Here is a 12,446-nt window from a genome sequence, read left to right on the forward strand (position 1 = left end):
AATTTGACACTATCAAACTTCTTAGAAAACGTGCAATAAACGCTGTTTTCTGATAAAATATAGTGTATATTAAATACTACTATAGCAGAAGGGAAGAAGATTGTGAGCGAGAAACGTCGTTTTAATGTGACGATTGCTGGGCGACCTTATACAATTGTTGGTGAACGTTCAAACGAACACATGGAGGCAGTAGTTGAATTAGTGAATAATCAATTAAGTCAATTATCTGAATTAGCCCCTCAGTTATCTATTATGGATCACAGTATTTTAATGGCAGTCAATGCTGTCAGTGATCAACTCGTAAAAGAAGCTAAAATTATGGAATTAGAAGCAGAGCTTGAACAGTTAAAAGCAGCTCCAGCATCATCTAAATTAAATGCTAATATTCCATATCGAAAATAATTTTAAAGAGGAGGCTGTCTGATGTTAACTTTTATAATTTTAATTATCTTAGCCTATAGTTTTTATACCGGATTTAGACGTGGTTTAGTAATGCAATTGGTGCAATTGTTAGGTTATGTTATTACTTTTATCTTAGCTACCAAATATTTTGAACCCTTATCTCAATATGTCGAGATGATTATTCCATTTCCATCCGTTCAGCAAAATACTAATTTGATATTTTATGATGAAGCACAAAGCTTTTTAGTAGACCAAGCATTTTACCGCGCTGTTACTTTCGTCGTTATTGGGTTAATCGGTTGGTTATTGACGAAGTTTTTAGCCGTGTTTTTCACTAGAATTACTTATTATAATGTTTTAAGTATTGTTAATTATATTGGTGGTGGCTTAATCAATCTACTGATTACTTTTGTCATGATTTATATCTTTTTATTTATTTTATCGTTAATTCCAATTGAGTTTATTCAACAACAGTTTGTTGATAATCCACTCGCTTATCGCATTGTTGCTGATACGCCTTTTCTATCAAAATGGGCGGCAGAAACGTGGTTAACGGTTAATCCTTTTGGATAAACAAATGATAAGGCTGGACAAAACTTTAAAAATTCTATTTAGTTCATCTGTTTATTTTATAGCGCAGTGATAAGTGGTTTCAAACTGCGTCTGAAAGAGGCTGGTCATCGACTTAAAAATTCTATTTGGTTCCAGCTGATTATTTTATAGCGTAGTGGTGAGTGGTCAGACGAAGCGAAAATCAATCGATTTTCAACTTCTTGCCCACTCCTTTATTGTCTTTTTGAAGGAGAGTGTCCGATGAGTTCCAATACAAAAATTTATGAAACATTAGAATTCGCTAAAGTACAAGCACAAGTACAACAATATATTCAAACAGAATTAGGAAAAGAAAAAGTACAAGCCATGCGGATTAGTGCTGACTTAGACCAGCTTGAAGAATGGCAATTAGAAACTGAGCAAGCATTAGGCATTTTAACACAACGTAAAGTCATGCCGATACCTCGTTTAAATAATTTAGCACCGGCTTTAAGACGTTTAAAATTAGAAGCCAGTTTAAATGCATTGGAGATTGCACAAGTAGGTCGTCTGTTAAAAACGATTAAACAATTAATTACTTTTTTTGACGAGTTGGCTGAGGATGATAAAGTTTATCCGGCTTTATCAAAGTGGGTCGACCAATGTGTTCATTTGCCTCAAGTTGAAAAATTAATTGAACAATCAATTACTGAAGAGGGGAGTGTTTTGTCAACTGCTTCCACCGAGCTAGCTTCAATTCGCCGTCAACAAACACAAACAGAAGAACAAATCCGTAATCAATTAAACCAATTAGTCAAATCAAAAGCGAGTCAACTATCCGATACCTTAGTGACCATGCGTAATGATGTGTATGTTTTACCGGTTAAAGCAGAATACCGTAATCAATTTGGCGGCCGTATTCATGACCAAAGTAGTACGGGGCAAACACTCTATATCGAACCACAAGCGGTAATGGTTTTAAATCAAAAACGGGCTGAATTATTAGTGGCTGAACGTAAAGAAATTGAACGAATTTTGATGGAAATATCAGTCGAATTGATGCCACATTATGAATCTTTAAAACACAATCAATTAATGGTTAGTGAATTAGACTTTATTCAAGCAAGAGCAGAGCATGCTCGTGCGTTCGAGGCAGTAAAGCCGAAATTTTCAGTGGATAATCATGTAGCATTGTGGCAAGCGCGTCACCCCTTAATAGATGCTAAAGATATTGTAGCCAATGATATCATTATCGGCGAAGAGTATCGTGCTTTGATTATTACGGGACCTAATACCGGTGGGAAAACCATTCTCTTAAAAACGCTGGGTTTACTACAAATGATGGCGCAAACAGGATTGCATATTCCATCTGATCGAGGAAGTCAAGTGGGTGTCTTTGACGATATCTTTGCAGACATTGGAGATGAGCAGTCGATCGAGCAAAGTTTATCGACGTTCTCGAGTCACATGACCAATACGGTCCGTATTCTAGAACAAGCGACTTATCAATCGCTAGTACTATTTGACGAATTAGGTTCAGGTACTGATCCGCAAGAAGGGGCCGCTTTGGCAATGGCGATTTTGAATTATTTCCGTAAAGTCGACGCAACGGTCATGGCCACTACACATTATCCTGAACTCAAATTATATGCACACGATACGCCAAAAACCATCAATGCCAGTATGGAATTTGATATTACGACATTATCGCCAACTTATCGTCTATTAATTGGTGTGCCAGGACGTAGTAATGCTTTTGACATTTCTCAACGATTAGGACTACGAGCGGATATTTTAGAAGAAGCACGTGGAGGCATTGACACTGAAACTCAGTCCGTCAATGAAATGGTAGCGAATTTAGAACGGGAGCGTCGTGAAGCTGAATTAGCCCATGAAGAAGCTTTGGAACAGCTTGCTTTAGCTGAACAACTTCATAAAGACTTACGAACAGAGTATAATCGTTGGTTAGAGCAAAAAAATCAAATCGTTGAAAAAGCTAAACAAGAAGCGAATGAAAAAGTAGAAGAGGCTAAAAATCAAGCAGAAAAAATACTTCAAGAAATTCGTGAGTTACAATTAGAACAAGGTAGTCGTGATAATATTAAGGAACATGTCTTAATAGATAAGAAAAATGCCTTTGATGATTTGAAAATGCCAGAAAACCTTAAGAAAAATAAAGTACTTCGTCGTGCGAAACGTCAACGCCAATTTCATGAAGGCGATGATGTCGAAGTCATTTCTTATGGACAACGAGGTACCATTGTTGAACAAACAGGCGCCGAAGAGTATATTGTCCAAATGGGTATTCTGAAGATGAAAGTAAAAGCTGATGAATTAGAACCATTGGATAAAGTGGAATCGAAAGTAAAAGTGAACGTTCAGCGTAGCGCAGGTCCGAAAGTACAAACCACCTTGGACTTACGTGGCGAACGCTATGAAAATGCTTTACATCGCTTAAGTCAATATTTAGATAGTGCCTTATTATCGCATCACGCAATGGTGACCATCATTCATGGAAAAGGAACAGGAGCCCTCAGACAAGGGGTTCGTGAAGCTTTAAAACGCCATCCACAAGTCGATCATTTTGAATATTCAGCGCCGAATGCTGGCGGCAATGGTTCAACCGTGGTCTATTTTAAATAATTAAGCCAAGTCAATAGTTATCACTCAATATTAATAAAATAGCTTATCGATCAATTTTGAGCGCTATTTCTCATTAGGTACTATTTTTCGCTGACGCACATCAATTTTAGATTAAAAAACGAGCAACCTCTCAGCAATAAAGAGTTTGCTCGTTTATTTTATTGGACTATTGCTTAGTTTAGTACGATTAAATTAAGTACTTTTCAATGACTCAGTTTAACAGATTAGTACTCGAGTCATTAATATCACTGCAATAATTATATGGTATGTTGATTGAGACAGAACCTTGTTCGAATTCACGTCAAAGTACGAAATTTTGTGATGGAACTAGGTGATTATCCTTCGTAGAATAAATAATCGCTAGCAAATTCAGATTCACTGGTCATCATAATTCCTAAGTTACGATAAGATTCTTCATCAGATTTTGCTGGAATAACCGTACTATGAGCTTGTAATGTTTTTAATTTATCGAGTTGTTTTAAAGCTAAGTCAGCAGTGGGGTTGGTAACGGCTGAAATACTTAATGCAATTAGAATTTCATGGGTATTTAAAACATGATTGCGACGTTTTAAATATGTACTATTTAAATCGTCAATCGCTTTTAAAATCATTGGTGTCAATAAATGTAAATCATCACTGATATTGGCTAAAGCTTTAATCGCATTGAGGACACACGCAGCCGAAGCCGTCATCATTTCACTGCTTTTTCCGGTTATAATGGTCTGATTTGGTAATTCGATGGCTACAACCGGAACGCCTTCTTTTTCCGCTTTTTGCAGTGAGGCCGCAACGACTGGACGATCATCAGTTGTCAATGCCATTTCGTCCATAATTAATTTACTTCTTTGAGCAGTTGCGAGGGTAGCAGTCCCTTTTTTATAAGCAGTTTGAGATTCAAAATAGCGTCGAATAATTTCTTGTTTAGCGGCATCTTCCACGACTTTTTGGTCAGTAATCGCAAACCCTACTCGGTTGACGCCCATGTCCGTAGGGGAGTGATATTCAATTTCGGCACCGCCATTAATACGTGTTAAAATTCTTCTTAACAATGGGAAAGCTTCAATATCACGGTTGTAATTGACCGTTGTTTCGCCATAATGCTGTAAATGGAAGGTGTCAATCATATTGACATCTTCTAAGTCAACCGTAGCAGCTTCATAAGCGATATTTACTGGATGGTCGAGAGGTAAATTCCAAACAGGGAAAGTTTCGAACTTGGCATAGCCAGCTGAATGACCATGTTGCACTTCGTGATAAAGTTGATTTAAGCAAGTAGCTAATTTACCACTATTTGCTCCGGGGGCAGTTACAACTACTAAAGGTTTAGTGGTTTTGATGAATTCATTTTGACCATAGCCTTCTTCTGAAACAATAGTATCAATATCCATCGGATAACCTTGAGTATGCCCATGTGTGTAAACTTTTATACCGCGACGTTCTAACTTAGTTTTTAATTGTTGTGCAGGTGATTGGCCAGTAAAGCGAGTAATGACAACACTGTTAACACTTAAATCCCAATGACGTAAATCATCAATTAATTTTAATAAATCTTGGTCATAGGTAATGCCATAATCGCCACGAACTTTGTTACTTTCAATGTCTCCGGCATAAATACAAATGATAATTTCAGCTTGTTCACGTAAACGGTATAATAGCTTAATTTTACCGTCTGGATCGAAACCAGGTAAAACTCTAGATGCATGATAATCCCCGATTAATTTTCCACCAAACTCGAGGTATAATTTATCATAATGATTAACACGTTCCATAATGTATTGACTTTGTTCATCAAGATACTTTTCACTATCAAATCCAATTTTCATATTATCATTCCTCTCGCTATAACTCATTTAACCATTGTACCAAAATTAATCTAAAATAAAAGTCCTGAGACTAGGTAAAAATGAAAAAATTTATTTTTGGTTCCATCTTTTTTGTTAGTCCTATGATTGAGAGGGATCGAACAGCTTCTAAAGGCGACTATCATAAACTTGATCCATTCAGTCAAGTTATAGTTCGATTATTTGATAGCACTGTGCTTGCGTGGTTTATTCGCTATCCTAACGCGATGTCAATTAACCACAAATATTATTTTTAAAAATATAACATAAGGTTCCAAGTTATATTTCAATTTGGTAAAAACTATTCGCTACTAATTATTGATTCTTTTACTGTTGGACGAACTTTTGATATCATGATGGCATTAAGCAAGAATAATCGCTAATACTTGATGATTGAAGTATTATCAAGCTTGATTAGTGCTTGAAACTATCCGGTTATTTTGTTAGAATGTAAAACATAATATGAATGCGATGAAGAGAAGAGTAGTCAACGCTTTTTCAGAGAGAAAACAGTCGGTGAAAGTTTTCATAGTTGATGAAGGTAGCTTGGAGCTTTAAAGTGTGAACTAATAGTAGTACTTTACGCAGAAGATACTGTGTTAACAACATGGAGAGATACTCGGATTTGTGTCTGAAATTAGGTGGTACCACGTTATTTAAACGTCCTTTGTTCAACAAGGGGCGCTTTTTTATTTTCAAATAACTAGCATCCAACTTAATCAGTAAATCGCAATGAATGAAAGAAAGGAAGTTTCTTATGAAAAAAGAAATGTCAACCAAATATAATCCGCAAGCGGTAGAAGCGGGAAAATATCAACAATGGGTTGAATCAGGTGTCTTTAAACCTTCTGAAGACCCGAATGCGGAACCCTATTCAATTGTCATCCCACCACCAAATGTCACTGGTAAATTACACTTAGGTCATGCTTGGGATGTAACGTTACAAGATATGATTATCCGACAAAAAAGAATGCAAGGCTATGATACTTTATGGTTACCAGGTATGGACCATGCTGGTATTGCGACTCAAGCTAAAGTAGAAGAAAAATTAGCTAAAGAGGGGATTAGTCGTCATGATTTAGGTCGTGAAAAGTTCATCCAACAAGTATGGGACTGGAAAGAAGAATATGCTCAAACTATCCGTCAACAATGGGGTAAAATGGGCGTTTCTGTTGATTACTCTCGTGAACGTTTTACTTTAGATGAAGGTCTTAATAAAGCTGTCAATCGTGTCTTTGTTGAGTTATACAAAAAAGGCTTAATTTATCGTGGTGAGTATATTATTAACTGGGACCCGAAAGCGATGACTGCTTTGTCAGATATTGAAGTCATTCATAAAGACATTGAAGGAGCATTTTATCATATTAATTATCCGGTTGTGGGTAGTGATGAAGTATTAGAAATTGCGACTACACGTCCAGAAACTATGCTCGGTGATACGGCAGTAGTTGTTCATCCTGAAGATGAGCGTTATCAACATCTAATAGGTAAGACCGTGATGTTACCATTAATGAATCGTGAAATACCAATTATCGCCGATGATTATGTCGATGTAGAATTTGGAACGGGAGCCATGAAAGTAACACCCGCTCATGATCCAAATGACTTTGAATTAGGCAATCGTCATAACTTGCAACGTTTAAACGTCATGAATTTAGATGGTTCGATGAATGATAAAGCGGGTCAATATGCTGGATTAGATCGTTTTGTTGCTCGAAAACAAATCGTTAAAGACCTTGAAGAATTAGGGTTAATGGTTAAAATTGTAAATCATCCACATAGTGTCGGGCATTCTGAACGTAGTGGAGCGGTTGTGGAACCAATATTATCGACGCAGTGGTTTGTTAAAATGAAGCCATTAGCTGAAAGAACCATTCAAAATCAATCTGAAGATGATGCAGTATCATTCTTCCCACCACGCTTTAATCAAACATTCTTAACTTGGATGGAAAATGTTCACGACTGGGTTATCTCACGTCAATTATGGTGGGGACATCAAATTCCTGCTTGGTATCATAAAGAAACTGGCGAAGTCTATGTAGGAGAGGTTGCTCCTGAAGATGAAGAGAATTGGGAACGTGATAAAGACGTCTTAGATACTTGGTTTTCTAGTGCTTTATGGCCATTTTCTACCATGGGGTGGCCAGAAGAAACAACTGATTTTGACCGTTACTTCCCAACTAGCACATTGGTAACCGGGTATGACATTATTTTTTTCTGGGTGAGTCGGATGATTTTCCAATCATTAGAGTTTACTGGTCGCAGACCATTTAATAATGTCTTATTACACGGTTTGATTCGTGATAGCGAAGGACGTAAAATGTCTAAATCACTTGGTAATGGGATTGATCCAATGGACGTCATTGATGAATTTGGGGTCGATGCTTTACGTTGGTTCTTAGCCAATGGTTCGGCTCCGGGACAAGATGTTCGTTATAGTGAAGAAAAATTAGCAGCTGCATGGAACTTTATTAATAAGATTTGGAATGCGAGTCGTTTTGCCTTGATGAATGTTGGTGAGATGACCATTGAAGATATTAAGATTGGTGAAGATTTAACCTTAGCAGACCGTTGGATTATGGCGCGTTTACAAAATGTGATTGAAGATGTGACGCGTTTATTCGATAAATTTGAATTCGGAGAAGCAGGACGAGTGCTGTATCATTTTATTTGGGATGATTTTTGTGACTGGTATATTGAAATGACGAAAGAACAGTTACAAGATGATTCGCGTGATAATACTACTACTAAATCGATTTTAGTTCATGTTTTAGATAATATCTTAAAATTATCTCATCCAATTATGCCTTTCGTTACAGAGGAAATTTGGCAACAAATCGCGCCAGCCGGTCAATCAATTGTGGTGGCTAAGTATCCAGTAGTAGATGAAAACTATCGTGATGCTCAATCAGAAAAAGCAATGGAACAAGTTATGGAGATTATCCGCGCAGTGCGCATGATTCGCAATGAAATGAATACGCCATTATCTAAGAAAGTGGACCTATTCATCAAAGCGAATGATGAAGCGACAATGGATTTATTAACAGCCAATAAAGCTTATATTGAACGCTTCTGTAATCCTGAGGCATTAGAAATTGCCTTAGCTCCGAATGCACCAGAAGAAGTGGTGTCTCAAACATTACCATTTGCACAAATTTTAATGCCGCTAGCAGGCTTAATTAAAATTGAAGATGAAATCAAACGTTTAGAACAAGAAGTAGTGAAACTTGAAAAAGAAGTGGATCGTGTAGTTAAAAAATTAAGTAATCAAGGCTTCGTAGCCAAAGCTCCAGCAGCAGTAGTGGAAGCTGAACGTGCAAAACAAGTTGATTATGAACAACAATTAGCAGCAGTCCAAGAAAGAATCGCGCATCTTCGCCAATTATAGGCTGGGCATCCTTCAATCAAGTTGATGATCGACAATCAAAAGTACAGGGTTGAGTGGCCTCAAACCGTGTCTCAAGGTAGCTGAGAATAATTTTGAAAAAATCAGTCAAGTTATTGCGCGCTAATTATAAGCGCAGTGGTTGAGTGGCCTCAACCGAATCTTGAAGACTTGTTTGAGACCCTCTCCCAACTTTTATGGAGAAGAACAAACGAAGCGAAAATAATTTAGTTTTCAACTTCTGGTTCGCTCCTAAAACCGTTTGTTAAACTGTATCAATATTTTTAATAGTATGTTGTATTTTTATGGATACGACATACTATTTTTTATGCCTTAATATAAGGGGTTTTTCACAAAGTTTGATTAAGTGTTAAATGGCACAAAAACCTTGATATTAAAGCGTTATACTGGTTATTATAGCAAAATATAAAATTATTTTATGCTATTTTGGAATTATTCTTATTTACGTTAAAATGCACAAACTTGTGAAATAATGTGTTATAGTTAGGGAGTAAAATCTGATAAGGAGGTCAACATGAAAAAATCAATTCTATATAGTTTGTTTTTGGTAATCGTGGTGGCGTCTTTATTGATGGGACCTGAAAATTTAAGATTTGAAAGTTTATTTCAATGGGATGAGCGTTCACATTTAATCTTTTGGCAAGCGCGCGTGCCACGAACCATTAGCATTATTTTAGCAGGGAGTAGTATGAGTTTAGCCGGTTTATTAATGCAAGTCATTTCGCAAAATCGGTTTGCAGCCCCTTCTACTGTGGGGACTGTTGAAGCTGCCAAATTAGGCTTGTTATTGAGTTTATGGTTATCGCCAGAAGTAACGATTGGAAGCAAAATGTTAGCTTCATTTACAAGTGCAATTGTGTTTACTTTATTCTTTTTTATGCTGATTGCTAGAATTAAAGTGAAAGAAGCTTGGACCATTCCTTTATTTGGGATGATCTTTGGTCAATTAATTAGTTCATTTGCATCCGCTATTGCTTATCATTTTGATTTAGTGCAAAGTATCAGTTCATGGCAACAAGGGAATTTTGCTTTAATTCAAAAAGGAAGCTATGAATGGTTGTGGTTAACACTGATTGTACTGATGTCATTACCATTGATCGTTCGCCCTTTAACGATTATGCAATTAGGACGTTCCGCTTCACAAAACGTCGGCGTTCATTATGATGCGATGCGTTATTTAGTCATTGCTATTGTCGCTGTAATATCAGCGGTTAATATAATGACTGTTGGGACTTTACCATTTATTGGGGTCATCATTCCTAATTTAGTACGGCTATTTTATTCGGACAATTTACAGAAATCAGTTCCAATGGTAATGGTAAGCGGCAGTCTGTTTGTTCTTGTTTGTGATTTAATGGCTCGGTCATTGATTCGGCCGTACGAAATCCCAGTCTCGGTTATTATTTCGGTATTGGGTGGTTGTCTCTTCTTATGGATTGTTTTAAAAAGAAGGGAGTGGCAATCATGAAAAAGCGTGTATTGACTTTATCGGTTTTAGTATTAGGATTAGGATTGCTTTATATTGGATTGGATTTCTTTCAATTAACCGCTTATGTTCAAAAAGCAAGATTAACCAAGTTACTGAGTTTTTTAATCGTTATTTTGTTGATTGTGCCAACAACCATTGTCTTTCAAACAATTGTCAACAGTCGTTATTTATCGCCAAGTATCATCGGTATGGATGCTGTATATGTTTTAATTCAATCGCTTATTTATTTTATGGGCTATCATTATTTGAGTCAGTTGATGAATCATGCCCTTATCTTATTTTTAATTCAAATAGGACTAATGCTTGGCATCTTTTATTTATCATTATATCTTGCCAAAATTGATTGGCTGTCAACGGTTAATGAATCGATATGGTTAATGATTGGGATGATTTTTGGTACTGTTTTACGCAATTTGAGTACCTTTTTTCAAGTATTGATGGATCCTAATGAATATTTAGCTTTACAAAGCCGTTTGTTTGCTTCTTTCCAATCTGTTTCAAAAGAATTGTTGGGAATTGCTTTGATGATTGCGATACTAACGAATGGTTACTTTTTTTATAAACGTTATTTATTGGATGTCTACCATTTAGGTAAGACCACGGCTTTAACATTGGGAGTGGATATTCAAAAAGAAACTAAGCGCTTGTTGTTATTAATTGTTTTGATGTTAGGTACCGCCACGGCCTTTGTTGGCCCCTTGACATTTTTGGGTTTCATGGTGGCTAATATTACCTATTATTTAACGCCTAAACACCATCATTTAGAACGATTAACGATTGGGATTTTGTTTGGGTTGGTGTTGATATTAAGTGGACAGTTATTAATTGAACGTGTTTTTAATTTACAATTTAATTTAAATATTATGATTGAAGGTATCGGTGGTTTGATGTTTTTCCTATTATTATTTAAGAAAGAGAGGGTTTTAAAATGATTATCACCAATATTACTAAAGGCTATCTTCATGGTGCCAAAAAGCAAGTGGTTTTAGATGATGTCGTCTTAGAAATCCCTAAAGGAAAATTATCTGCCATTATCGGGCCCAATGGAGCTGGTAAGTCAACTTTACTGAATATTATGAGTCGTTTGGAGCAAGCAGATGCCGGAACCATCACGTTGGATCAAAAAGGCCTAAGTGAATGGTCTCGAGATTCGTTTGCTAAAAGAGTGTCCATCTTAAAGCAGCAATCACATTTTGACGTTAAACTGACAGTACGCGAATTTGTTGAATTTGGACGTTATCCCTATAGCAAAGGCAAACTGACAGTTAAAGATAGGACCAAGGTTACCGAATGTTTAAATTATTTAAATCTGACCGAAATGTCTGAACGATACATTGATGAATTATCAGGTGGTCAACGTCAACGGGTGTTATTAGCGATGATTATGGCACAAGATACGGAATTTGTATTATTGGATGAGCCACTAAACAATTTAGACATTAGTCAAACCATTAGCTTGATGAGTTTATTAAAAAAACTAGTCGTACAATATCAAAAACGGATTGTGATGATCGTGCATGATATTAACATCGCTGCTCAATTTGCTGACTATGTTATTGCCATGAAAGAGGGCAAAATTTATGCTCAAGGTTGTGTGAATGACATCATGACCCCAACGATTTTAGAACCATTGTATGGGATAAAAGTTGAACGGATTGAACATTATCCGTATCCCATTATTAATTTTTATGATGATTCAGAACTATAAAAAAGACTAACTATATGAAGTCAAGTAGAAAACAAAAGAATTTTATGAAAGATAGCAAAAGACAATCTAATAAAAATGAGCATGGCAAATAAGCCTTGAAAAAAGGCAATTTTAAAAATGAAGTTATGTTTGAGGAACAAACTGAGTGTTTGTTTTAAGTAATTTAAATATAACTCTGATTAGCTTTTTAGCAACGTGTGTAAGAGCAACGTAGTGGTGTTTACCTTCCTTTCTCTTTCCCTGATAATAATTTTTAAAGCAAGGATCTCTCATAGCTATTAACCTAGAAGCATTGAGGATAGCCCATCTAAGATAAGGAGAGCCACGTTTAACCATAGAAACACCCGTAGCGATAAATTTTCCAGACTGATGAGTGGTTGGATCAAGGCCAGCAAAAGCTTGTAACTGAGCAGGAGTATCAAATCG

The 12,446-nt window shown here is 36.3% G+C and carries 9 protein-coding genes and 1 other annotated feature; of the genes, 7 read left to right on the top strand and 2 right to left on the bottom strand.

The window, feature by feature from the left end; all coding sequences use genetic code 11:
* The first annotated feature begins 102 nt into the window (after positions 1 to 102).
* The 3 genes from GSA01S_RS06745 to GSA01S_RS06755 all read left to right on the top strand — a co-directional run bounded on the left by GSA01S_RS06745 (position 103) and on the right by GSA01S_RS06755 (position 3,576).
* Positions 103 to 402: a cell division protein ZapA gene (locus GSA01S_RS06745; RefSeq protein WP_083513241.1), complete on the top strand. Its 300-nt coding sequence runs from the start codon at positions 103 to 105 to the stop codon at positions 400 to 402.
* Positions 403 to 423: 21 nt separating this feature from the next.
* On the top strand, positions 424 to 975 hold the full coding sequence (locus GSA01S_RS06750; protein ID WP_066126052.1) for a CvpA family protein: 552 nt from the start codon (positions 424 to 426) through the stop codon (positions 973 to 975).
* A gap of 240 nt (positions 976 to 1,215) precedes the next feature.
* Positions 1,216 to 3,576 (top strand): endonuclease MutS2, encoded by a 2,361-nt coding sequence (locus tag GSA01S_RS06755; protein WP_066126054.1) that lies wholly within the window; start codon positions 1,216 to 1,218, stop codon positions 3,574 to 3,576.
* A 335-nt stretch (positions 3,577 to 3,911) separates the two neighbouring features.
* Here GSA01S_RS06755 and GSA01S_RS06760 read toward each other — a convergent pair whose 3' ends face one another.
* On the bottom strand, positions 3,912 to 5,399 hold the full coding sequence (locus GSA01S_RS06760) for a DUF1846 domain-containing protein (protein ID WP_066126055.1): 1,488 nt from the start codon (positions 5,397 to 5,399) through the stop codon (positions 3,912 to 3,914).
* A gap of 480 nt (positions 5,400 to 5,879) precedes the next feature.
* Positions 5,880 to 6,088, top strand: a binding site (T-box leader).
* Between the two features lie 86 nt (positions 6,089 to 6,174).
* Between GSA01S_RS06760 and GSA01S_RS06765 the strand changes: the two genes are divergently transcribed.
* The 4 genes from GSA01S_RS06765 to GSA01S_RS06780 all read left to right on the top strand — a co-directional run bounded on the left by GSA01S_RS06765 (position 6,175) and on the right by GSA01S_RS06780 (position 12,020).
* Positions 6,175 to 8,805 carry a valine--tRNA ligase gene (locus GSA01S_RS06765; RefSeq protein ID WP_066126056.1) on the top strand — a complete coding sequence of 877 codons (2,631 nt, stop codon included), beginning with the start codon at positions 6,175 to 6,177 and terminating at the stop codon, positions 8,803 to 8,805.
* Positions 8,806 to 9,337: 532 nt separating this feature from the next.
* Positions 9,338 to 10,291, top strand: coding sequence for an iron chelate uptake ABC transporter family permease subunit (locus GSA01S_RS06770; protein WP_066126058.1), 954 nt, complete (start codon positions 9,338 to 9,340; stop codon positions 10,289 to 10,291).
* Positions 10,288 to 11,244: an iron chelate uptake ABC transporter family permease subunit gene (locus GSA01S_RS06775; RefSeq protein WP_066126060.1), complete on the top strand. Its 957-nt coding sequence runs from the start codon at positions 10,288 to 10,290 to the stop codon at positions 11,242 to 11,244. The genes GSA01S_RS06770 and GSA01S_RS06775 overlap by 4 nt, the downstream gene beginning before the upstream one ends.
* Positions 11,241 to 12,020, top strand: a complete 780-nt coding sequence (locus tag GSA01S_RS06780) for an ATP-binding cassette domain-containing protein (protein WP_066126062.1) — start codon at positions 11,241 to 11,243, stop codon at positions 12,018 to 12,020. The genes GSA01S_RS06775 and GSA01S_RS06780 overlap by 4 nt, the downstream gene beginning before the upstream one ends.
* Before the next feature lie 123 nt (positions 12,021 to 12,143).
* On the opposite strand, the gene GSA01S_RS06785 is transcribed toward GSA01S_RS06780, so the two are convergent.
* On the bottom strand, positions 12,144 to 12,446 hold a 303-nt coding region (locus GSA01S_RS06785), incomplete at its 5' end, for a transposase (RefSeq protein WP_157064788.1).

This window comes from Globicatella sanguinis NBRC 15551 (assembly GCF_001552295.1).
GTDB classification, from domain to species: domain Bacteria; phylum Bacillota; class Bacilli; order Lactobacillales; family Aerococcaceae; genus Globicatella; species Globicatella sanguinis.

Bases quoted from the DNA above. Each gene is read 5' to 3' on its own strand.
- GSA01S_RS06750 (WP_066126052.1), top strand. From the start codon at position 424: ATGTTAACTTTTATAATTTTAATTATCTTAGCCTATAGTTTTTATACC.
- GSA01S_RS06755 (WP_066126054.1), top strand. From the start codon at position 1,216: ATGAGTTCCAATACAAAAATTTATGAAACATTAGAATTCGCTAAAGTA.
- GSA01S_RS06760 (WP_066126055.1), bottom strand. From the start codon at position 5,399: ATGAAAATTGGATTTGATAGTGAAAAGTATCTTGATGAACAAAGTCAA.
- GSA01S_RS06765 (WP_066126056.1), top strand. From the start codon at position 6,175: ATGAAAAAAGAAATGTCAACCAAATATAATCCGCAAGCGGTAGAAGCG.
- GSA01S_RS06770 (WP_066126058.1), top strand. From the start codon at position 9,338: ATGAAAAAATCAATTCTATATAGTTTGTTTTTGGTAATCGTGGTGGCG.
- GSA01S_RS06775 (WP_066126060.1), top strand. From the start codon at position 10,288: ATGAAAAAGCGTGTATTGACTTTATCGGTTTTAGTATTAGGATTAGGA.
- GSA01S_RS06780 (WP_066126062.1), top strand. From the start codon at position 11,241: ATGATTATCACCAATATTACTAAAGGCTATCTTCATGGTGCCAAAAAG.